22 protein-coding genes and 1 pseudogene are annotated in these 21,824 nt (G+C 39.4%); 10 read left to right on the plus strand and 13 right to left on the minus strand.

The features are described 5' to 3' along the window. Window positions 1-358: 358 nt before the first annotated feature. Window positions 359-514 carry a hypothetical protein gene (locus tag DYY65_RS02685; protein WP_162476451.1) on the minus strand — a complete coding sequence of 52 codons (156 nt, stop codon included), beginning with the start codon at window positions 512-514 and terminating at the stop codon, window positions 359-361. A 301-nt stretch (window positions 515-815) separates the two neighbouring features. Continuing rightward, window positions 816-1,053 (minus strand): annotated as a pseudogene (locus DYY65_RS12880) (SDR family NAD(P)-dependent oxidoreductase); the annotation flags it as partial. A 555-nt stretch (window positions 1,054-1,608) separates the two neighbouring features. On the opposite strand from DYY65_RS12880, the gene DYY65_RS02690 reads away from it, so the two are divergent. Next, a complete protein-coding gene (locus tag DYY65_RS02690) occupies window positions 1,609-2,448 on the plus strand; it encodes a molybdopterin-binding protein (protein ID WP_162476452.1) in 840 nt (279 codons plus the stop codon). A gap of 222 nt (window positions 2,449-2,670) precedes the next feature. Here the strand turns inward: DYY65_RS02690 and DYY65_RS02695 are convergent, their stop codons facing one another. The 3 genes from DYY65_RS02695 to DYY65_RS02705 all read right to left on the minus strand — a co-directional run bounded on the left by DYY65_RS02695 (window position 2,671) and on the right by DYY65_RS02705 (window position 3,534). Next, window positions 2,671-2,853: a hypothetical protein gene (locus tag DYY65_RS02695; protein ID WP_162476453.1), complete on the minus strand. Its 183-nt coding sequence runs from the start codon at window positions 2,851-2,853 to the stop codon at window positions 2,671-2,673. 268 nt (window positions 2,854-3,121) lie between these two features. Beyond that, the gene (locus tag DYY65_RS02700; protein ID WP_162476454.1) at window positions 3,122-3,319 is read right to left on the minus strand and encodes a hypothetical protein; all 198 of its coding nucleotides are present in this window, start codon (window positions 3,317-3,319) and stop codon (window positions 3,122-3,124) included. Continuing rightward, on the minus strand, window positions 3,316-3,534 hold the full coding sequence (locus DYY65_RS02705; protein ID WP_162476455.1) for a hypothetical protein: 219 nt from the start codon (window positions 3,532-3,534) through the stop codon (window positions 3,316-3,318). Before DYY65_RS02705 ends, DYY65_RS02700 begins: the two co-directional genes overlap by 4 nt. Before the next feature lie 268 nt (window positions 3,535-3,802). On the opposite strand from DYY65_RS02705, the gene DYY65_RS02710 reads away from it, so the two are divergent. Both DYY65_RS02710 and DYY65_RS02715 read left to right on the plus strand, forming a co-directional pair. Further along, the gene (locus DYY65_RS02710) at window positions 3,803-4,348 is read left to right on the plus strand and encodes a Rieske (2Fe-2S) protein (protein WP_162476456.1); all 546 of its coding nucleotides are present in this window, start codon (window positions 3,803-3,805) and stop codon (window positions 4,346-4,348) included. A 189-nt stretch (window positions 4,349-4,537) separates the two neighbouring features. Continuing rightward, window positions 4,538-5,872 carry a DEAD/DEAH box helicase gene (locus DYY65_RS02715; RefSeq protein ID WP_162476457.1) on the plus strand — a complete coding sequence of 445 codons (1,335 nt, stop codon included), beginning with the start codon at window positions 4,538-4,540 and terminating at the stop codon, window positions 5,870-5,872. A gap of 488 nt (window positions 5,873-6,360) precedes the next feature. On the opposite strand, the gene DYY65_RS02720 is transcribed toward DYY65_RS02715, so the two are convergent. Next, window positions 6,361-6,804 carry a hypothetical protein gene (locus DYY65_RS02720; protein WP_162476458.1) on the minus strand — a complete coding sequence of 148 codons (444 nt, stop codon included), beginning with the start codon at window positions 6,802-6,804 and terminating at the stop codon, window positions 6,361-6,363. A 312-nt stretch (window positions 6,805-7,116) separates the two neighbouring features. Between DYY65_RS02720 and DYY65_RS02725 the strand changes: the two genes are divergently transcribed. The 5 genes from DYY65_RS02725 (at window position 7,117) to DYY65_RS02745 (ending at window position 12,736) form a co-directional block, all read left to right on the plus strand. After that, window positions 7,117-7,893, plus strand: coding sequence for an SAM-dependent methyltransferase (locus DYY65_RS02725; RefSeq protein ID WP_162476459.1), 777 nt, complete (start codon window positions 7,117-7,119; stop codon window positions 7,891-7,893). Between the two features lie 309 nt (window positions 7,894-8,202). Next, window positions 8,203-9,060 (plus strand): hypothetical protein, encoded by an 858-nt coding sequence (locus DYY65_RS02730; protein WP_162476460.1) that lies wholly within the window; start codon window positions 8,203-8,205, stop codon window positions 9,058-9,060. A 990-nt stretch (window positions 9,061-10,050) separates the two neighbouring features. Further along, a complete protein-coding gene (locus DYY65_RS02735; protein WP_370519280.1) occupies window positions 10,051-10,437 on the plus strand; it encodes a response regulator in 387 nt (128 codons plus the stop codon). Between the two features lie 428 nt (window positions 10,438-10,865). Continuing rightward, a complete protein-coding gene (locus tag DYY65_RS02740) occupies window positions 10,866-11,108 on the plus strand; it encodes a hypothetical protein (protein ID WP_162476461.1) in 243 nt (80 codons plus the stop codon). Window positions 11,109-11,251: 143 nt separating this feature from the next. Further along, entirely contained in the window at window positions 11,252-12,736 is a 1,485-nt protein-coding gene (locus DYY65_RS02745; protein WP_162476462.1) for a glycine--tRNA ligase, read from the plus strand. A 715-nt stretch (window positions 12,737-13,451) separates the two neighbouring features. Here the strand turns inward: DYY65_RS02745 and DYY65_RS02750 are convergent. From DYY65_RS02750 to DYY65_RS02765, 4 genes are all read right to left on the minus strand, one after another. Further along, complete coding sequence (locus DYY65_RS02750; RefSeq protein ID WP_162476463.1) at window positions 13,452-14,075, minus strand: hypothetical protein; 624 nt, start codon at window positions 14,073-14,075, stop codon at window positions 13,452-13,454. A 46-nt stretch (window positions 14,076-14,121) separates the two neighbouring features. After that, the gene (locus tag DYY65_RS02755) at window positions 14,122-14,724 is read right to left on the minus strand and encodes a PqqD family peptide modification chaperone (protein ID WP_162476464.1); all 603 of its coding nucleotides are present in this window, start codon (window positions 14,722-14,724) and stop codon (window positions 14,122-14,124) included. A gap of 108 nt (window positions 14,725-14,832) precedes the next feature. Further along, the gene (gene mtnA / locus DYY65_RS02760) at window positions 14,833-15,882 is read right to left on the minus strand and encodes an S-methyl-5-thioribose-1-phosphate isomerase (RefSeq protein ID WP_162476465.1); all 1,050 of its coding nucleotides are present in this window, start codon (window positions 15,880-15,882) and stop codon (window positions 14,833-14,835) included. Window positions 15,883-15,967: 85 nt separating this feature from the next. Then, window positions 15,968-17,431, minus strand: a complete 1,464-nt coding sequence (locus tag DYY65_RS02765) for a nucleotide sugar dehydrogenase (RefSeq protein WP_236561620.1) — start codon at window positions 17,429-17,431, stop codon at window positions 15,968-15,970. A gap of 175 nt (window positions 17,432-17,606) precedes the next feature. Here DYY65_RS02765 and DYY65_RS02770 point away from each other — a divergent pair, with 175 nt between their 5' ends. Continuing rightward, window positions 17,607-18,614, plus strand: coding sequence for an AAA family ATPase (locus DYY65_RS02770; RefSeq protein WP_162476466.1), 1,008 nt, complete (start codon window positions 17,607-17,609; stop codon window positions 18,612-18,614). A 280-nt stretch (window positions 18,615-18,894) separates the two neighbouring features. On the opposite strand, the gene DYY65_RS02775 is transcribed toward DYY65_RS02770, so the two are convergent. Together DYY65_RS02775 and DYY65_RS02780 are read right to left on the minus strand one after the other, a co-directional pair. Beyond that, complete coding sequence (locus DYY65_RS02775) at window positions 18,895-19,320, minus strand: hypothetical protein (RefSeq protein ID WP_162476467.1); 426 nt, start codon at window positions 19,318-19,320, stop codon at window positions 18,895-18,897. A gap of 14 nt (window positions 19,321-19,334) precedes the next feature. Beyond that, a complete protein-coding gene (locus DYY65_RS02780; protein ID WP_162476468.1) occupies window positions 19,335-19,727 on the minus strand; it encodes a hypothetical protein in 393 nt (130 codons plus the stop codon). 399 nt (window positions 19,728-20,126) lie between these two features. Between DYY65_RS02780 and DYY65_RS02785 the strand changes: the two genes are divergently transcribed. Beyond that, a complete protein-coding gene (locus DYY65_RS02785) occupies window positions 20,127-20,534 on the plus strand; it encodes a hypothetical protein (RefSeq protein ID WP_162476469.1) in 408 nt (135 codons plus the stop codon). A 248-nt stretch (window positions 20,535-20,782) separates the two neighbouring features. Here DYY65_RS02785 and DYY65_RS02790 read toward each other — a convergent pair whose 3' ends face one another. After that, window positions 20,783-21,079 carry a winged helix-turn-helix domain-containing protein gene (locus tag DYY65_RS02790; RefSeq protein WP_162476470.1) on the minus strand — a complete coding sequence of 99 codons (297 nt, stop codon included), beginning with the start codon at window positions 21,077-21,079 and terminating at the stop codon, window positions 20,783-20,785. Window positions 21,080-21,824 lie beyond the last annotated feature (745 nt).

Below are 21,824 nucleotides of genomic sequence, written 5' to 3' on the forward strand. Positions count from 1 at the left end.
GGTTCATCATACCTCGCTTAGTTAGTGCATATCTTTCAGTTTCAAAAACTGTCGATAGATATCTCGAACTTCATCAATGGGCAGATATAGTGCTATGACTACATCTTCGAGATTTTTGCCTTTAGAGAATAACTTGATAGCCTGGTTGGTTTTAGATTTTGATTTAATATCATAATCATCACCTTTCACTTCTGTTTGGCCAGTTTCTCGTTCGATTTATATCGTTTAATTATTTTACCTATTTCGCTAAAAGACATGTGTACTTCTTTCATAAAATGTCTAATCGTCCTGCCCTGTTGGTATAGTTCAAGAACATACTGTTCTTTCTGATCCCTATTCGTATTTGGCTGCCGTGTCATTATATTATATAGATAAGTTCACAGCTTTTGCTATTTCCATCTATTATCGCTATATTACAAGCTGCTACAAGCAATTTTCCCGTTGTTACTAACTTGTTGTCTATTGTTACCTTCATGTTATCAGCTGCTATCACTACCTTTTCTATTATTACCACGGTATTACCACCTGTTTTCAGCTGCTACCACCTGTTACCATAGAAAATAAGTCGTGCGAAAATTACATACCCCTAGCAAAAATAATTTTAAAAATATACCACACTGCTAGTTCATTCTTTTTCAGCGTTGTACTCCGACAAATAGGGGTATTTAACGGTTACTGGCAAAAGCGGGCCTATTATACAATAAACTGCAAAGATAAGGTGAATAGATGTGTATTATAAGATTACATTCTGGAAAATGTGCCCAAGAACCAAGTCAATTATGCTATAGTAGACAGTGGTTTTATCATACTAAAAAGAGGAAATCTGTCTTAATGTACCCTGGTTCTATTATGATCACTTTTATACCAAATGATTCGAGTTCATAGGCCATTTATTCGCTTAGGCCTTCAACTGCAAATTTAGTACTGATATACGCAGATGCCCCAGGATCACCTTCCCGCTATTAAGCTAAAATTTACAATGATGCCAGATTTCTGTTTTCTCATAGTTGGAAGAATTACTTGAGTCGTTCTTATCAATCCAAATACATTGGTTTAATACTGTCGAGACACCTGCATAGTAAATTGCCTTAAGTGTCGCTTTCAAAGTCATTCAAATGAATCCAATTCTTTCCGAAGATTGCCCACAGAATTAAGTATCTAACCAACTCCTTAATGTTCACTGGCAAATGACTGTGTAGTAGCAAGTCAATTTTACTTTATTCCCACAGAAACGACTGACTATGTAGAGGACGCCCACACAGGTCACACCATTCCGATTGGCATTGCCAATAGCACCGCATATGATATATCATACCCATGTCGATAGTTCTTACAAAGACTACGATCAGAAGAAAGATTCTGCCTGGGTGAATCTCCAGAGTTCCTTAGATTGCCTAGGTTAAGTAAGGTAAGAATAAGGGACTCGTTATCTGTGAAATACAGACTAGAGATTCAAGTGTCAGATTTATCCTTTTTAATTTAAGCATAGCTGACCTTGACAGTACATCTTTACCTGATCCGTTATAGAATATACTAACTAGCCAGTGTTAAAAGCAACACTATATACTTGTCGGTTAATATTACTGAATCCAGTTTCTTCAAACTAATATGAATAGCTTGTCAACAGAGATATTGTGCGTTGGATACGAATTGCTTTCAGGCTCAGTACTCAATAGCAATGCTCATTGGATATCCCAGAAAATATTTGAGATTGGCGGGATTGTCAAAAGGATCACAGTAATAGGGGATGATGTAAACGAGATAGACCAAGCAGTAAAGGAGGCAATCGCAAGGAAACCAGACTTGTTAATTATTTCTGGTGGACTTGGTCCAACCTATGATGACAAAACTTTACAGGGTGTGGCTATGAGTCTTGATTTAGACCTAGCCCTAAATGAATATGCAGTATGCATGTTGAAAAGAAGCTACGCGTTGTCAAAGAACTCCAAGGTCAATGAAATCCGCTTAAAGATGGCCAAGATTCCTGTGGGATCAAAGCCACTGCAAAATCCCGTTGGTTCTGCACCTGCAGTACTAATAGAGAATGCTGGTACGACAATAATTTGTCTGCCAGGGGTTCCCCAGGAGATGAAAGCTATTTTTTTAGAGAGTATTGTTCCACTGATTGTAAAGCAAGTTGGAAATTTTTACATTATTGAATCTAATTATGAAGTTTTGGGCGTTAGCGAGGCCATGCTTGCTCCCAAAATATCTGAGATAATAAAATCTAACTGTGCAGGAGCATTATATCTTAAAACACATCCATTGGGTCATGTGATTGTCAACAACAAGAACCAAACTCGATTGCGTATTCAAATCGTTTCAAAGGGTGATAATAAAGCAGAAGCTCAACGAGTTGTTGATTATGTTCATGCGAGAATTACTGCAGAAATCTCAAATTTGAATGGTATTACAAGCGAAACGTCGATAAGAAAATTCCATAGTTAATAACTACTTCAGTCCTCGTTACGATCTCGTGTGCTAGACCAAATTGCGAGTGGACGACAGACTAGTTAAAATTTGTCTGGTTTCATTGCAAACTCTTATTCAAGTAATGAGGATATTCAAATTAATGTCTTCATTACTATTTTATTTGGACTATGCGTTCTAAAGCTCCGAAATTCTATTCACAAGATGAGTTGAGCAAAATAGTCTGTGTTCCTAGGAAGGCTATTTTATTTTGAATGTAATATGATTAACCCTAAATGAGACTCCTTGCTCGTACAACCCTTTAGACATGCTTTGGACTAGTCCATTTTGTACCGCATCGAGTCTGTTCTTATCATTAATTATATCCGTAGGTACATCAACTTCTATTCTTAGCTCCAACTCAGCTTTTCTAGAATCCACCATTGAATGATTTCTTGTGCATAGTTTAACTAATATATCTGAATGGACTTGCATGGGTTATACCAATATATACTAAAATAAGTTAGACAACAATCTAGAAGTGGTGAAGCAAGTCTATTTGATTAGTGAACCCAGAAAGTGAAACCCTATCTACCTATATTCTTAGAAAAATTTGGAATTTCTTTGCCGTAGATGAATGGCATCTTGCTATCGACCCCTGTAACGCATTCCTCGCAAATTTGTACTCAAGATAGTATCTTTGTATTGAAACTTAGTATGCGTAGTCAGGGCTGCGTAGTGGACAATGCTCAGAATGCACGTGAGATGCTCCTCTGGCGGTTACATTTCCTGTATACTCTCCTGCCACCTCCAAGACGTCATCAAAATCAGATATTTCTTTCAGAATCTCGAGAGTTAGCTTGTGATTTGCGACGAAAAGAGTTCCATTTTCGTACACAGCAGGAATCATGCCGGTCTCCTCGAAAATGAATTGTTTAGCCACCTCAGGGTTGACGCCTGTGCGTGTGAATACTCCAACATATATATAGGCGGTATCTGGGGATTCTTCAGAGATCTTCTTAGAAGATCGTCAATCAAAGAAGGATCAGATTTCGGGAAATAGGTGCTATATAATGTCTCCAAGCCTGAATATACTCTTTTAATTTCACTTAACTTCTCAGACATTTGAGTTCACCTTTCAGCTAATGAAGAAATTCGCGGTAATCGGAAGTAGTTCAATTTTCTAATTTATCAAACAGTCATTCTCCTCTATAAATACCAAACAGGTTATCAACAACTTACCTCTCAAAACATGCTGATTTCAGAATACCATCCATGAATAAAAGCGAATCTGAGGGGAGCTATCGGCAAGCTCGGGTTAGTTAATTTCGTCATCTGACATTGTCAATCCGGCCAAAGTTACAGACAATTTCTGGACAGGAAAGGCCCACTTTTGACTCCCCAGACTAGTTCGCTAAGACCCCCCCTATACGTAATTGGATTCAAATTTAAAAGACTGTTGGGAGAATCAACAATAACAGATACGGAAGAAGTACAAAAATCAATAACTAGTTACTTAGCTAGCTATAGATATTTATGCTTTCATGTAAGGTCAGTGAATCAGACTAATGGAATGGTAGTCGATGACATGTATACAAGAGTTTGTAGTAGCGATCAAATTAAAGAAGATACTATGAACTTCTTCGTAGTTGATCATATTGAGGTAATTGTGGGAAGAAAAGGTGGCAAGTTATTTGCCTTTAATAATTCCTGCCCGCATAGAGGGGCTTCGCTGTCGAAGGGTGAATTGAAAGACACTAGAATAGTCTGTTACATGCATGGTTATGAGTATGACGTCTTTACGGGGAAGCTCCAAAATATGAAGTCTTGGAAAAAGGAAACTACGTGGATGGAGCAGAACCCTGAATGGAGAAAGTCAGGCAATCTAATTATCTACAGTGTGGTTGAAGAAAATGGAAATATATTTCTAAGCATATAAAGAATGTCATTGTTTGGGCAAATTTTTGTTTTGGACGTTTCTACTGCTCTAGGAATAACCCTTTTATAGCTGTATAATGCTAAAGGCTTTGATAAAGGATTTACGGCTGACTTGGTAAGCAGATAGACGCAGCAAACTATTCAGATATTCCGTAACTTTCCTACTAAAAGAAAAAAGCGAGAAATAAAAATGACAAGGACATTTCAAGAATTAGGAGTTAGTGCTAAGATTATTAAAGCACTCAACGAAAACAAATTCCATACCCCTTTTCCAATACAAGAGGCAGCTATACCTCTTATTGCAAAAGGTGTTGATGTGATAGGCCAGGCGCATACGGGAACCGGCAAAACAGCAGCATTCTCATTGCCAATCTTGGATAAGATTAAACCTGCCGGTTCAATACAGGCTCTTATACTTGTACCAACGAGAGAACTGGCAGTGCAGGTAACAACTGAGATACATAAGTTTGTGAGATACACTTCCATTAAGTGCGTTTCTATCTACGGTGGTCAAAACATTGGCCTTCAACACGATCTGTTGAAAAGGGGAGCCCAAATAGTTGTTGCTACTCCAGGAAGATTGATTGATCATCTGAAGAGAGGCTCAATCCAACTTGATGATGTAAGGTTCGTCGTTCTGGATGAAGCAGACCGGATGTTGGATATGGGATTCATAGAAGACATAAAGTTCATCTTATTTTATGTGAGCGAAGAGCGACAGACATGCCTTTTCTCCGCGACTATGCCCCAGGAGATTTTGAGATTGGCTCATGATTACATGAACGAACCAGAGGAGGTTCGGCTAAACGAGGATGAATTGAGCCTTGATACTATTGATCAGTCCTATTTGATAGTACACGAACGGGAGAAATTTAGGCATTTATGTTATTTCATTAAAAACCGAGACGAAAAACAGACCATAGTTTTTGCCGCAACGAAACAAAGAACCCAGAGATTGGCTTATGACCTGAAGCAGGAAGGATTTAAGGCAATAACAATTCATGGAGATCTTTCTCAGAAACAACGGGATATTGCAATGTACAGATTTAAGAATGGGAAGGATGATATTTTGGTAGCTACAGATATAGCGGCGAGAGGTATTGACGTACCAGCAGTAGGTCACGTAATTAACTATGACATCCCAGAAGACCCTCTTATTTATTTCCACAGAATAGGGAGGACTGCTAGAGCAGGCGCAACGGGAAAAGCCATCTCATTGGTATCTCAGGATAGAATCGATAATTTTGGGAGGATCCTTCGGCAGACTGAACAAGCCATTCATAAACTCAATGAAGAAATGGGCATAGAAGTTCCTGTTCACCAGCAGCAATATAGAAGGTATTCCCGCAACGCGTTTAATGGAGATTATCATCGAAGATCAGTCAGACCTGTGTATAACAGATCATATGGATATAATGGAAACAGATATCGTAATAATGCCAGCCCAAGAAACAACCACTTTGGTGGTTACAGCATGCGACGGGGTAGATTCGCATCTTACTCCCAAAGGCAGAACTACGGGTAGTATTGCCGGGAATTGGAATTCGAATGATTTGATCAAAATGAGACGTGGCTAAGAACTTATGGGCCGTTTACTAGATGCTGCTCCATTCAGTTGGTTTTTGGGTTAGTATCTTAAATATCAATAACTAACATCTAAATGTTAAAACAAAGCATTTCTTTGAATCCTTACAAATTTATGACTCTAAACGGTTCGAGACTGCAGGCATTTATTCACATGGTTTTCTTAGGGGAGTTATTTGTTTAAAAGGGTGCAGCTAGAAAACAATCGTATCGGGATTAGGTTTGAGGGTGTTAATCAGCACGTCGGTAACATGATAGAGGTCATTACAATGATAGTTGGATTGAAAAGTTCCATTTAAGCTAAACAAGGAGGTTGGATATTTGCCAGGTGGAAGGTTTAATGCCAACTACGACGGATATAACCCTTATATCATATATGTCAAAGAACTGTGAGATTTGTGGGTCTAGGTTCGGAGAATTCGTCTGTCCCTACTGTGATAAAACTGTATGCTCCTCTTGTTTAGTACAGGACAAGAGTAGATGCCTTAAGTGCGGCAGATTGAAAAAACCAGCATCTAGATTCATTAGGCGCAACCTCCTCTTTATCCTGCTTTTTGTCGGATTTTGGTTTTTTACTGCAGGTGTATATCCATTTCCATACTTCATGGCAATAGGTAAAGCATTGAATCCATCTATTATGGAGCCTATCTTGATAGCCACTGGCGTGATGGTGATCCCCTTCACATTTCTTGTTATAGCCTGGAAAAAGCGACCTTCTCCTAAATAGTACCGCTGTAATACGAATAAAAATCCATTTTTATGCTCGCTTGATTCCTTGTATGCCACAAATTCGAGTCTGAGCGAATCAACATCTAAATCTAAAACTTCCAAGCCACATTGTTTTCTGACTCTGGACATCTTCACAACGCTCATGTCAGTAGATACTCGAATTAAGAATTGTAGATCTAGCAAATTTATGATTTTTAGCTTCAGCACAACTTCACTAACTGGGCCCTCTGCTCAAGGTTTTGGTTCGGATGAGAAATTGCAGCTGAATAGGGGGCCATGCGCCGTAAGGAGTTCAATTAATTAAATATTTTCGTGAGACAAAGCACATTCAATATATATCCTCCTTTTAATTCATGATATCATGATATGTATTAACGCTAAACAAAATCATTTTCCCAACACAAAAAGTAAGTTATTATGCAAGGAAACTTATTGAGTGCTAGGGAAAAGCGATAATTGAAGACAAATGAATTCTTCTCATCCCTTCCCAATTCTTTATCAAGTGGTGACGATATTTTCCTCCCGGCTCGAGTGGTAAGAAAACTACTGAGATTTGCTGAAATTAACAACTCCGATATATTTTATGAGTTAGGATGCGGTTATGGTAGCATGGTGGCAATAGCTGCACGGGAATTCAATGCACGCAAGTCAGTGGGAATAGAGATTCGAAAAAAAATTGCGATAGAAGCCCGCAAGAAAATTTCGTTTATAGAGAACGCCGAAATAAGGATCGGTGATATTAGAAACGAACCAATTTCCGATTCAACTGTGCTATTCTTTTGGTTCACAGACCAAAGAATCGTAGAACATATGACGAAGAGATTTATGACTGAGTTGAAGTTGGGGGCACGGATAATTACAATCTTCTCTCCACTGAATCTAATGCTACCGTCTAAAATAGATTTTCCATTTTTTCTCTTTCAAACGCCTTTCAAGTTGGCTACAAGCTTGCAACAGCAATTGGAGTCAATTAACAATAAATCCTGTATCGACTTTGTTGAGTCATGGTCGATGGCTGAGAAGTATATCAATGAGTTAGACATAGTTCCTGGACAGCATCGTAGGTTCGTCAATATACTTCAGAGCATTCTCATTTGGATAAATGCATGGAATATCGGAGCTACATGCGAGAGTGAAGTACCGGCACCAGTGGATTCATACTTAGGGATACTGAGAACGTTCTTTGGTATAGACTTATCAGATTTAATCTCACCCACTCGCGACGTCAAATAATTTCTATTTTTCATCTGTCTAAACCGTATTTGCCGCATGTAATATATAATGCCCAAGAAAATGAAGGTTGCAGGGACTCCTACATCGATATCCAGGAATGATAAATTATCTTGCTCTATCTACGGGACGTTTAGAGACAGGAGTATTTAACACTATGAAAAATTAGATTTTTCATCCAAAAGTTTAACGTTAAAAAAATACGTGGGGAGGAAACTTGGATATCTGAATCTATGCTAGACAATACCCCTTCAACGGATAAAACTTTATTTGTATAATTCTTTTTTGTATTATACTGCGAGATAAGAATAAGTGACTTACATCCAAAATGCTTCCAATTTACACAAAAAAGGACTGATAAATCTATGCGTAGGCATATCCTCCTTGATTCTTACATTCACATTTTATTCACATCTCACACTGCAGAGTGGGGAAAACCTTGGAACGCTGGCACAGAACCTCAAGCCGCTAGCCTCAGCGGTGCTTTTAATGACGTTAGTTTCCGTAACAATTGCGGCTCATGGGATAATTAGTGTCTTCAAAGCGGTGCAACGAACTTCGAATCCCAACAGCCTGCTATATTACATCACTAATATATTCTCGAATAATAAATATTGGAAGATCATGATAATATCTGCATTTTTTTATGCAATGATTTTTGGGTTTTTGTCTCAAATCTTTATCTTCCGACCCGACATTTCATTCAGTCAGCAGGGAATCGCGATTCCATCAGCCAATCTAATAACGTGCTGTAACGTTCCTGGTTATGTACCTATGTTATCATTCTATATGACAGATCATTTTCTTGTCTTGATATTACCGCTAAATACCATCCTCGCGGTTATTGTTTCTGGATTAGTGGGTTTTAACATTGCTTTGGCATTCTCTACATTCGAATTGTCGAGGAAGTCTAGAGGTGCAGGTAAAGTATCTTTCTTAGGGAGCGTTGGTGCAGCAGTGGGCCTGTTTATAGGTTGCCCTACCTGTGCGGGTAGTTTGATTTCGGGAGTTTTAGGATTTGGCTTCGTCGGCAGTATTTCAGTACTGGCCTCTTTTCAAACTTTGTTTATAGGCTTCGCTATTCCAGCGTTGATATTCACACCATTTTTAATGGCTCGATCTATTCGACGTAACTTAACTTGTGCTAGCCGGGTTGAGCTGCCGAAATAATTTCTAGTTGGACTCATATTTGGGTTATGTGGGCAAATCTATCTCTACTATATGGAAGCTGACCGTTGACTAAAAACTATTCGGTATAAGGCAACATCTCTTGCTTCATCTCATCGCATCCATTTTAGCTAGCAACCAGGAGAGAGGTCCATGTTTCTCTTCGACTCTACGTGGGCTCACCTTGAGGCATCGGTTATATCTAATTAGGGCTTGTAGCACAATTCCGCATTCAGCCTGGAAATAATCTCTGTTATGCTACAAAAATAAGTGTTCAACTAGCGCATGAGACCTTTGGGATCAAATATCAAAGATTCATGCAGTTACAGGAAGCAGTCGAAGGATATTCTTACACAGCAATCTTATGCCGAACCATTTCACCAATTAATTAGTCACCGAGCCAATCAAGACACATCATGTGGCACGTCATAGGTCTTGATGTCATTGGTAGTGCAATACCTTACACTCAATATATGCTATTTAAGCTGATTTAAGCTGATCCACCTTGATACTCTTCGAGCACAAGGCAAGCACTTTATTGATTACAGTTGTTAGTTCCAACATACCTCTATCCGTTGGCAGTCGGACTGAAAGGTGACCGAGCATTAGAGAATAATTGTCAGTGCTATTAGGCTATCCAAAGATTCCAATATCACAGGTAGGTGTGTATTGCTCATTCATAGTATCAGTTAGGAAATACCGGATTTACTATAAGAATAACCAGAGACTGAAACATTCGAATTAGATGGTCACGACGGAACCATCTCGAATGGCTCCAGCTAAGACCCAAAAATGAGAACATTTTATAAAATGATTTAGGAAAGAAGGATGCTAGAATCTGTTCAAATGTCCAGCGCCTTTCTAACAATAGAAAGGTATTTGGTCTACTGAATCCATCAGGATCTTCATCATTGCTGCTTCTTAAGAGGTTCACTTTAAGAACACAGGATCCGAATGATGGTGACAGACGCTGAACCTTGAAAAGGTGAGAGGGTGAAAAATAATAGCAGAATCCTGATTATAGATGATGAGCCTGACATCACGTTCGCGTTCCAAAAGGGCTTGAGGGAAAGAGGCTTCCTGACTGTGGATACGGTAAATGATCCTCATGTTGCTCTAAGCTCTTTTCAGGCAGGCTCGTACGACTTGTTGCTGATAGATATTGTTATGCCGCAAATAGATGGCTTCGGTTTGTATGAAGAGATTAGAAAGTTGGACGAAAAGGTGAAAGTTTGCTTCATCACAGCTTTTGATGTAAACTACAAAGCTTTGAGGGCTGTCTTTCCTAGCGCAAACTCAGTAGAAGACATCGGTTGCTTCATAAAGAAGCCAGTAAATGTAGAAGACTTGGTAAAACATATTGAAGGAGAATTAAGCTAGTTTGCTATAATGGTAACACTAAAGATTGTAGTACGTTTAGAATGTCGGCCATTATAATGGATTGCGAGATCCGAACGTAGAATCCCATGGTGAAGAGACCGTCAGTGAATGTCCCACATGTCGTGGTAAAGGAGAAGTAGACAAAAAGGAATAATTGCATCGAAGCTATTTCGATGACTTTCTGAATAGCATACCCAGCTATTACACCAGCTCAGAATAACAAATGATCTCAAGTTCAACATAAGCACACATATTACAGCCGCCAAGCAAATTGGTCCAGCAACGAAACTACGAAAATTATGAAACAGGATACTTCAGGGGTCATACTGCAACCGGCTCGAGCCCCATTCGTCAGAACAATATACACACATAATCACACATAAGTAAATTCTATAATTTTTAAAGCCCTCTTCGAAACTTCTATGTATATGGGCCTAGTAACACTGATAGTAATTATTGTCGTCGTTTTGGCTATTGTGGGATTGGGGTGGAATGTGTTTGTTTCCGGGGTTTACAAAGGTGCTGAGAAGATCATGGTTAATATGAACAACAGTGTCTTAATAAAAAACCTTACCAAGAAGGCAGAACAACTGATCAATGGCCTAACGACAAATCGAACTTACGAACAAATACCAGGCAGTCATGATCGATTAACTAGTTCTAATGTGTAGGTTGCTATATGTGGACCTCAGAAAGGCTCCATTCACGCCGTGAATGACATTGGGAACTAAAACAAGAAATTCCAATAAATTTAAAGCCCACCCCATACCTGCTGGAGGATAGCGGAATTTTGAAAAGGAGATGTTCACAGTAAATGTCAAACTATGAGTTCATTATGAAACTCGCTCTTGAGCGAGGTTTTTATTTTCCGAGCTGCGAGATTTACGCAGACGCTCCTGCAGGCTTCTGGGAGTACGGACCTCGTGGAGTGAGCCTAAAGAACAAATTCATTGAACTTTGGAGGCGAGAATTAGTGAGACGTGATGGCATGATAGAAATTGATGGATCTCAGATTATGAGCAAAAGCGTCTTTGTTGCCTCAGGACATATTAGTAATTTTACAGACCCTATTACAAAATGTACGAAATGCGGTTCTACATTCAGAGCAGATAAATATATAAATGAAAAGGTGGGGTTGAACGTTCCTGAACGCCTTAACGATGAAGAATTAGACCAGATTATCAAAAAAAATCAGGTGAAATGCCAGAATTGTAATGGTGAATTTGGCAAGGTGAATCGATTCAACATGATGTTCAGAGTAGGAATAGGCCCAGCTCAGGAGGAAGCCTATCTCAGGCCTGAAACTTGCCAAACAATCTTCGTTGATTTTGCTCGAATTTTCAAGACTATGCGAGGTCGGCTTCCTATGGGCGTTGCTCAAATTGGCAAAAGCTTTAGAAACGAGATTTCCCCTCGACAAAGTCTGCTAAGGCTTAGAGAATTCTATCAGGCCGAAATTGAAGTGTTTTGTAACCCCAACAAGCTGAATAACATATCTAAATTTGATGAAGTGAGGGATGTTGTCCTAAATATCTTTAATGGAAGCGCATACGATCAAGTGACGGCGACAGATGCCATATACAAGGGCCTAGTCCCAAACAAATTAGTAGCATATTATCTCAGCCTATTAATGGAATTCTATTCTAAAACAGGCATTGATATGAGCCGAACTCGATTCAGACAACTCCCTAGCGAAGATAGGGCCTTTTACGCCTCAGTTGCATTTGATTTCGAGGTAGAAACAAGTATAGGTTGGCTTGAGCTAGTTGCTTGTAATTATAGGTCAAATTATGATTTAAAAGGCCATTCATCTACAAGTAAACAAAATCTAGAAGTAGTCGATCCAGCAGATCTAACAAAAATCCTTCCGCACATATTCGAACTTTCTATGGGGATCGATCGGAGCCTTTATGCGATCTTGGAACATTGCTACTTTGAAGACTTCGAACATGAAAATAGGCTTGTTTTGAAACTTAAGCCATATCTGGCTCCCGTATCTGTAGGCGTTCTTCCGCTCGTAAACAGGGATGGCCTGTCGCAAAAGGCAGATGAAATTTACACTGAATTGAAACAGGATTTTGACGCTTTTTTGGACGTATCGGGGTCTATTGGTAGGAGGTATAGGAGATTGGAAGAGATAGGGACTCCGTTTGCGATTACGGTCGATAGGACTACACTAGAGAACGATACGGTCACCGTTAGAGATAGGGACTCAATGGAGCAGATCAGGGTTGAAATCTCAAGTCTGCATAGCTACCTGCACAATGCAATTAGGTTGCCAAATAATCTGAGATCCTAACGTTGTAAGCAGCTGACTGTCACACTAATTAACGCAAATGAAGAATTGTCTTTTAAGAATACCCATTATCCAAAAGATGTTCTATAGCCAGAGTCTTGTACTAAATTGATCCATCCTTTCTTGAACCATAGAAACTCAGCGTCAGTTGTCTACGATACTGCCCAGTAAATTATATAAAAAGTTACTAGGGTATTCGTAATCAATTAGGCTTGACTGCAATCAAGCAAGCAAGAAATACTCGAGGTAAAAAGACTGTCATTAACGATGGTGATGTACCTCTCCCGGAAAAGTGGCTGGTCAGATTTAGAAATCCTCAGGGCTTGTTTTTTGTAAGACAATTTCACGCTCCTGGATTTTTCGAGGCTTATGATACAGTTATGACTTACGCAGAGAAACTGACCGTTGAGGTTCTGTGGTTCAAAGAAAAAAGGAATTGTGGATTAGAGTACCTTAGCCGCAATTTTCCACAGCTGGAATCCTTTTGCACGTATTGTAATAAGAAGTTTAATCATGCAGATCCTATCCAATGTGTAGACCTTGACTGTAATTTGGAATTTTGTTCACGGCAATGCGCACTAAATCATCAAAATTTGAGGCATCATCATAACCGAAGCTAAGTCCTAATTTTGCTTATAATTAAAGGTCTCCAAATCCAATCAACTTAGCAAGCCCTGCTCTTGCTATATAACAAATGAACCTTGTAATCAAATCCTCTTTACTCTAATTGCCTCTCAAAGTCCAGTGTTACAATTCTTATTCTCCCAGTATCGCCTCTAAACTGGGTCAGATATCTTGTCGTATATTCCTTAGGTGACGAATGCATTGTTTCCTTAATTGTAAATCCTAGAGACTGAAAGGATTGAACAAGCCATTGGACCCAAGCTTCGTACGCTTCGTCAGAAACAGGCTCAAGCAACTCATCAGTTAATTCAGTAACAAGTCGGAACAATCCCTGATTTTTCAATTTTAAATAAGTTGTTTTATAAAATAACTCCCATTCACTCTGTTTTGATTTATCTATGTAGCTAGGGTCTGGCAAGATACAGAGTATCTGATCGATAGTGCAGTTAGAGAATAGAGGTACAATTTCCTCCATAGGGGCATTAAATAAAATTACATTGCCGTTATCTCCCATGCGTGATTTTGCGACCTTGAACTCGTTCTTGTCAATCTCGATTCCTACATAAGTGGCTTTGGCATTAATGGGAACTAATTTGATGTCATAATTTTGTTGGGCTAACTTCTCAAGGAGAAGTCCATCTCCCATTCCAAATTCAACTATCAATCGTCTTGAAGATTTTAGTGCGAGGTCATGCACCATAATGCCCTCTGAGGACATTTATTAATAAGATAATCCTCAACGAAATTTTCTGAAACTTGTCGCCCTATGAAGGCTTCAGTAATCCTCCTTCTAAAAGCTGTTGAACTAGCTGTACGACTTCTTGTTCAACCTGTTCTCTGGGCAGGGACAACTTTGAAGAGAATTGATCTGTAAGTTCATTTATTGTCTTTTTCCCATCGCAAGTCTGCCAAAAATCTATGATCGCCTGGTTAACCATGAAGCCTTGTTCTCTTTCATTGAGAAGTCCTAGTGACCCATCCTCTTGCTTAATTAATTTCCCAATCTTCACAGGCTGATATTTCTCGTAATCTACTTGGAATCGTAGCTTAGGCTTTCCAAAACCCAGTTTCTCGCGTGCCATAGGATTCATTTTTTCTATGCTCCAAGGAGGATCCCACACAATTTGTACATCTATATTGCCTACGCCATTAATCTTGCTGACATACCTTTTCACGTCGTTGATTAAAGTGTCATGAAGCGGGCATCCGCGCGTAGTCATAGTCATTGCAATATCCACATTTCTCTTATCCTTAACCCGTACATCGTATACCAACCCCAAGTCTACTATATTTACAGGAATTTCAGGATCCATGCATTTTCGGAGGGCAGAGTATACTTCGGCCTCAGTAATTCGCTCTGTAGACATATAAAAGGCAAGACAGATATGCGATAAATACCTTCCGTACTTTTACAATGTTTCAACCAATTTTCTTTGACATTCTGAAAGTACTTGAGAAGACATCCTCAATCCTTCTTAGCAAATAGATCTAAAACTTTGTTCATAAGGTGGCGTTAAAACCCCTTTCTCAGTAACAAACCCAGAAATTAGTTCAGGCGGAGTTACATCAAAGGCGGGATTAAGGACTCTTACGCCTTGAGGGGCAAGCCTTACCCCGTTGATTTGAGTCACTTCTTCGCTAGGCCGTTCCTCGATAGTGACGTCTGAAAGGTTATTCTTAAAATCGAAGGTAGAAAGAGGGGCTGCCACATAAAATGGTATGTCGTGTTGGCTTGCGATCAGAGCTACCTGATAGGTTCCTATCTTGTTGAAAACATGTCCGCTACGCAAGACCCTATCTGCACCCACTATCACGCTCTTTATTTTTCTGCTAGCCATAGTATGTCCTACAGCCGTATCCGGAATTAGGCTCACATCGATCCCATCGTACTGTAGCTCAAATGCTGTCAACCTAGAACCTTGCATCACCGGACGTGTTTCGGTAGCTATTACATGCACCCGCTTGCCTGACTGGCAGGCCGCACGAATTACCCCTAACGCAGTTCCATATGCTACTGTAGCTAATGAGCCCGCATTACAATGTGTCAATACTACGTCTCGATCTTGAACTAGCACTGAGCCGTGGGTTCCAATTCTTTTGTTAATCTCAATATCTTCTTCAGACATTCTTAGTGCTTCTTCAAGAATTGCATGCTTCACATCTCCAACGTTATTCTGCTCTTTTGCTTTTTTCATGACACGCTCAAGGGCCCATGATAGATTGACTGCAGTAGGTCGCGTAGACTTGAGCGTGCTCTGAGCATTTTCGAGCTCCTTCATTAAAATATTTAGGTCAGAGGTACTTTCAGATGCTGCAAGTGCAAGTCCAAAAGCAGCTGCCACACCGATAGCAGGGGCTCCTCTGACCACCAAATTCTTAATTGCAGAAGCAACTTCCATGTAATGACTTAGCCGAAGGTATACAAGAGCATTTGGCAATTTTGTCTGGTCGATCATTACAAGGCGCCCGTTATCCCAAGAGACAGTTTTAAGTAATTGGGAATTTTCTTGGACTTTTTCTTCCATTTAAAGTCGATAACAAAATTATTAATACCCTATCTTATCTGTCTTACGTTTTTGATAATAACGAAATTTCAAATCCTGATTCCGCTTAGAAACGACGGGCGGCCCATACTCGGTTGTTGCCCATACCAATCATGCCATAATTGGAGTTGTCAAAAAATGCTCTGTTCAAAATACCTCTTCCGTCGTATATTGGTGCTCCATCAGTCTGCAAGGGAGTCAAATTACTGTATTGAGAATGGTCTGCTATTACCATTATGAGGTCTGTGTCTTTTAGTGCTTTTGCAAGGTCAGAGGTTAGGATAACATTTTGAAACCCATTTAACTTTGGATCGGACCTGACCAATGGGTCGTGAATGCGAATCTCTCTAATTCCAACTTTCTGAAGTTCTTTGATGACTTCATAAGTGGGAGACAAGCGTGTATCCGAAACACCGCCCCTGAATGCCATACCTAATAGGGTCACTGTTGCCTCTGAGGGCACAAATTCATTTTTCTTCTTATTATCAAACAATTTTATTGCCTCCTTCACACACCTTGCCGGCATTGCAGCGTTTATACTTCTTCCCACCTTGATCATTTCACAATCTACTCTCGCTTGAGCTGAGCTATAAAGGATGAACTGAGGATAGACAGGTATGCAAGCGCCGCCTACACCAACCCCTGGATTATGAAGGTGACAATATGGTTGTGAATTGGCAGCCTCCTTACATTCCCAGAAATTTACACCGATCTCTTCACAGTATCTTGCAAGTTCATTAGCTAGGGCAATATTTACATCTCTATATACGCCCTCCAATAGCTTTTCAGTCTCTGCAGTCCTAATATTGCTGACAGTAAGGACGCCTCTTTTGAATACCAGAGGATAAATCAGTTTTCCAACTTCTAAGCTTCTTTTACCCGCACCAGCAATTATCGCAGGGTATCTTTCCTCGATATCTAGTATTGCTCGGCCTTCGTATATTCTCTCAGGATTGTACAACATATAAAAGTCATTTTCAGCCACTAGGCCACTTTCATGCTCAATCATCGGCAATATGAGATCTTCTGTCGTACCGGGAGGGACGCTTGGATTAAGGGCGATGACATCACCTTTTTTTAAACCCTTGCCAATGTTGGTCGCAACTTCCTTAACGGCAGTAAGATCCGGATATCCTCCCTCAGAGAGAAGCACTGGTACACAGATCATTTTAAAATATGAGTCACGGGATGCTTGTACCTGGTCGCTGTAAATTTTAAACCGATCCAAAGTCAGGCCAGTTGAAAATGCTTCACTAACTCCAGGTTCAGGTATATGGGATTTGCCCTTACTAGCTTTTTCCACTACTGCTGGGGATTTATCAACACCTATTACAGTTGCCCCAGCTCGGAGCCAAGCGGAGGCCATGGGAGATCCCACATGTCCTAGGCCGTAAATTGCAATTTTAAATTCTCCCGAGATAATTCTATGAGCAATTTCATTGCCAAATATATCAGGAGGAATTGCTCGTGAAAGCTGGCTGGAAAAATCTTGGTCTATCATCTGATCGTCAATCTTATCAACACTAGCCATGCCAAGTTCTAGTATCGATGAGCATATTATTGTTCATATATATATTGTTCAAAGCTATACAATTCAACAATATATTATCAGACCTGTAAGGGGTTAAGGTCGAGCTCTTTCGGTAATTAAGATATTCGGTAACCCTATATATCAGAGCATTGACTAATCGATTGACTCTCAAGCATTGACGAAATGTATCGCTTTTCACTCTTATAAAGGCGGGACTGGAAAAACAACACTTGCAGCGAATTTTGCTGCTTTGCTGGCATTGAGAGGTTACCGAGTCGTTTTACTGGACCTTGACGTCTACGCACCTAGCCTTCAATCATATTTTGATACTAATCCTAAAAAATGGATTAATGACTTTCTATTCGATAAAGCTCAGATTGAAGATATCCTTTTGGATTTCACGCCTATTTTGACTAGTGTTAGTAAAAGGAGTTCGATTGATAATAATTTTCCTACAAAAGGAAAAGAAAAATCAGCGCACCTAGATGCTTTGAAAGGCAAGCTTTGGGTTGGTTTTTGTAACTCTAAGAAGGAAGAAATTTACAAGCTAGAAGGTGGGTCGGCGACAACTGGAAAACAAGATAGTTCCAAAATACACCTTTTGAGGAGATTTATATTTCTAAGAGAGCTAATCATTTCTGACTACCATGCGGATTATGTCATTATAGACACGAGTCCAGGAATACGCTATTGGTCTATAAATGCTCTTGCTGTTGCTGACGTATTGCTATTGACACTCAAGATGGGAGATCTTGACGTTGCAGGCACAAAAAAGGTCTCAGAGGAAATTTATGGTTCATTTACAAAATTCGGAACAAAGTCCTTTCTCTTGTGGAATAGAGTAGCGGGGTATTGTATTCCACACAACCTCCAGAACCTATCGCCTACTACTTCCGGTGTAATGGCATCGGATATGCAACCAGGGATGAACATTCAATCTAGGTTTGGGCGGGATCATTCATTACTTTCTAAGTCTTCGTATCTAATTGACGAACAGCGAGTTACTGAAAGAAATATGAAGAACCTTCTTTCAAATGAAACGGGGATGGAAGTTATCTCAGCTATACCTTGTTACTGCGACATTCAATTTAGTAGAAAAGAATTTCTGACTGTACTGGAACATCCAGAACACCCATTCACAAATCAATTTAATATGCTCATCGATGCAGTTGCAAGGATTTAGAATTAATTAGGCTCATCTCATCTGTTCAGCCGTTTATAAGCTAAACGAGGTTTAATGCCTGAGAAGCTTCAAAATCTGCTTTACCCAACAATGGCCTTGCAGCTGGTGGAAATTCGCCATCGCGAGAGGATCGCTATTGACATAAGATTAAAAACATGTTAGGGTATTAACTTCCACCAATTATGACGCAAGCTAGTGGCCAATGTGAATTAAATAAATATTCAGCATAAACCACTGTAATCCTTCTGATCTGGTCTATTCTTTTTTAGCGACTAGGTTGTCATGCTTCTAGCTTTGAAGTTGTGAATATATTAAGCAGGACCTTGACGTAATTCGAAATTAATTCACTGCATTCCATCTCATCACGATACTTCTCAAGGTCATTTCCTAATGCCATTGTCAAGGATTTCGGCATTTTGAGTTGTTCATTCATGTAGATCAGAAGAGAAAAATAAATAGATCTCATCACATCGTCTTCATGATCGCGTTCTAGCTTTAGACTGGAAATCACGTTCGATAGGATAAGTGTAAATCGTGTCGAGAGTGTCAGAATGTTTCTGCTATTCTGACTATCGCTATCTTTGAACTTAATTGCTTCCATATAAACCAAATCTTCAATCGCCTCTGCAAGCTTTTGAACGTCTCCGTGAATTTCACGCTTATTACCATTTCCTAAGTTGGTAGTATTTGTTACGTCGTGTGACATATAGTTGGGATGATTTATAGACCTTTGATCTGACTTATTAGTTCTTGGTAATTTTGGACGAGATGGGGATCTATTAATCCCTGTACCACAACCTCAATACCCGTTGATAATTTAATATCCAGTGCTACTGCGCTATATGGTATTTCAAACTGTTCTATCTCCTCCATGTCATGGCTCTCAAAGAATTTAGTACAGCCAGTTCTAGCACAGGAAAAAGCCAAAATTTCATTAATTCTACGACTGCCAGAACCTCCGCCTCTTCCGCCAGCAGAGCCTTGTGATTCCTGAATAATCAATATGAATATTGTGTTGGCGTCCTTGTTACTGAGGTCGATTTCCTTGTTCGCAACGACCAACTTTCTCTGCGGTGACGCTAGGACAGTGTCGATAGGTTGATTTTTATCCATTGTCAGGAGATTTCACATCCATTCTTTGGATTATTATTTTATAATTCGATTATTATTCGTAATTATTTTCAACACGATCAGTTGCTCCTGGTGTGGTATTTTATATTTTTTCATTCGATATCCATCAATTCAGTCCAGCACCTAGTACAAAAATCGCCATCTTCAATTATTTTTTGTTCCAAAGTCAGTGACTGAGGATCAAATGAATCATTGCACATAACGCATATTTGCATATATTGAGTATACAAGACGGATTTTTTAATATTGTGTATCTGTAGAGCTCAGGATGGTATTATAGTTCCAAGCTAGGCTACGAGCACCTTGGATTTTTTGCATTTGGCACGGAAGAACAAGCTAGTTAATATACCTTTAAGTAACTTGGATTTCGAATATTATCGCATGGTAGCTTATGAGTTCATTTATGCATTTACAAAAGAAGTACTTAATTTAGATAGGTCTATTAGATGGGTAGGTGTTGCTAACAAATATGGGGTTCTACTGAACACAGAGCAGAGAGAAGGATTGCATGCTGTCATGACTGACGAAGAAAATGAAGAATATGCTCGACTGACTGTAACTAGGCATAAAACCAGAGTAAAGTTCGAACCCAAAACCGGTCCTTTGATCTATGCTCTGGGTAAATATGAGAAGCTTAACCGCGTCACCCTTCATATTGATATTGATTATTTTTTACTTATTACCCTTGATGTTGAAGAAAAGAATTTCGACACTATAGTTACGGAAAAAGTGATTCCGCTGGTGAACAGAGAGAAAGGAAAATTAAAGGCGGACAACGAGCTGTCGTGAAATGAATGGCCTGGATTATGTTATAGGTTTATAAACTATGGTTAATATTTGTCGTGGGGCCATAAGAAACAGATGGTGACTGAACTTGTCAGAATATGAATCTGGAACGTTTCGATGTGTGGATTGTGGTAGAGAATTCTTGACGAAATTGGAAGCTGATACTCATCACCGTAAGACTCATGTTGAAGAGGAAACTAGGCTACTGGAGTAATCGTAATAATCTGGAGCTGCACAGATGATTCAGTGAATTAATCTTGTTTCATCTTAGTTTTTATCTCTTCCAAAGAACCGATGTTAGATTCTAGATAATTGGAAATAAAATACAGGATCCCATATTTTTCTCCAACTTTGGTAACTAGATTGTTCTTCTGCATGATAGATATGTGGTGTTGTACTGCTTTATAATCTAGCCCGAGAGTCTCAGAGAGTTGGTTAATGTTATATGGTCTTGACTTTAGCAAATCTATTATTTTCATTCTATTTTCGCCTCCTCGAGAGCCCGCAAATATGAACCAGAGTAATTGCTTGGCTCCGGGATCGGGCATGCAATAGAACGTAAAGGAGCTTAGATTTAATTTACATTGATTACAAATCATTTATGGCTCACTGGAAAGTTTATCGACACCGTAAAAATTCTGCTTGTTTACCACTTTGAGGACGCCAGCTTGCATTGCCCTAGAAGACGTTTAAAAATGATTACCATTATGATGATTATGAAGCCGAAATTTATCCCCACACCATAACATTTACTAGTTGTTCCCTAATTAAGCAAGGTTAAGAAATTTTCTTATAAAATAATATTATCTATAGAACCGACATACTGATTTTTAAGATCATACGTAATCTTAAATAGTATATTGATAGACCTAGATAAGCTAAAATATAAAGTGAATTATAACCATTCCCTCTACAACTTTAAAACAAAACGATACGAAAGCAAGGAAGCCACATATATTAGTTACAAAGAAGCAAGAGCAAACCAATGGAAGTGTGAAAAGTGTGAAGTCACGTTCGCAACCCTCAAAGAGTTGAAAACCCATAAGATTGACGAACATTCCTACTGATATTAGTTGCTTAAATTATTTGCTCCATCGCTCAGGTAGAGAATAGGAGGTCGGGTCAGTCGTGAGTAACTATATTAATTTTTAGTCTCGGGTGGGTAAAGCAGGTTGATACAAGTGCACGCGTTAAACACGACTGATCCAAAATCTGATCATCATCTGTCCATGAAATTTAGTAAGGTTACAATGGCCGAGCCACACCTCATATGCAAAAAGCGTATAATTGGTG

The sequence above is a fragment of the Nitrososphaera sp. AFS genome (genome assembly GCF_009898475.1).
Classification (GTDB): domain Archaea; phylum Thermoproteota; class Nitrososphaeria; order Nitrososphaerales; family Nitrososphaeraceae; genus Nitrosopolaris.

Coding starts and splice junctions, on each gene's coding strand:
- DYY65_RS02690 (WP_162476452.1), top strand. CDS start 1,609: ATGAATAGCTTGTCAACAGAGATATTGTGCGTTGGATACGAATTGCTT.
- DYY65_RS02695 (WP_162476453.1), bottom strand. CDS start 2,853: ATGGTGGATTCTAGAAAAGCTGAGTTGGAGCTAAGAATAGAAGTTGAT.
- DYY65_RS02700 (WP_162476454.1), bottom strand. CDS start 3,319: ATGATTCCTGCTGTGTACGAAAATGGAACTCTTTTCGTCGCAAATCAC.
- DYY65_RS02705 (WP_162476455.1), bottom strand. CDS start 3,534: ATGTCTGAGAAGTTAAGTGAAATTAAAAGAGTATATTCAGGCTTGGAG.
- DYY65_RS02715 (WP_162476457.1), top strand. CDS start 4,538: ATGACAAGGACATTTCAAGAATTAGGAGTTAGTGCTAAGATTATTAAA.
- DYY65_RS02720 (WP_162476458.1), bottom strand. CDS start 6,804: ATGAGCGTTGTGAAGATGTCCAGAGTCAGAAAACAATGTGGCTTGGAA.
- DYY65_RS02740 (WP_162476461.1), top strand. CDS start 10,866: ATGGGCCTAGTAACACTGATAGTAATTATTGTCGTCGTTTTGGCTATT.
- DYY65_RS02745 (WP_162476462.1), top strand. CDS start 11,252: ATGTCAAACTATGAGTTCATTATGAAACTCGCTCTTGAGCGAGGTTTT.
- DYY65_RS02750 (WP_162476463.1), bottom strand. CDS start 14,075: ATGTCCTCAGAGGGCATTATGGTGCATGACCTCGCACTAAAATCTTCA.
- DYY65_RS02755 (WP_162476464.1), bottom strand. CDS start 14,724: ATGTCTACAGAGCGAATTACTGAGGCCGAAGTATACTCTGCCCTCCGA.
- mtnA (WP_162476465.1), bottom strand. CDS start 15,882: ATGGAAGAAAAAGTCCAAGAAAATTCCCAATTACTTAAAACTGTCTCT.
- DYY65_RS02765 (WP_236561620.1), bottom strand. CDS start 17,431: ATGGCTAGTGTTGATAAGATTGACGATCAGATGATAGACCAAGATTTT.
- DYY65_RS02775 (WP_162476467.1), bottom strand. CDS start 19,320: ATGTCACACGACGTAACAAATACTACCAACTTAGGAAATGGTAATAAG.
- DYY65_RS02780 (WP_162476468.1), bottom strand. CDS start 19,727: ATGGATAAAAATCAACCTATCGACACTGTCCTAGCGTCACCGCAGAGA.
- DYY65_RS02785 (WP_162476469.1), top strand. CDS start 20,127: ATGGTAGCTTATGAGTTCATTTATGCATTTACAAAAGAAGTACTTAAT.
- DYY65_RS02790 (WP_162476470.1), bottom strand. CDS start 21,079: ATGCCCGATCCCGGAGCCAAGCAATTACTCTGGTTCATATTTGCGGGC.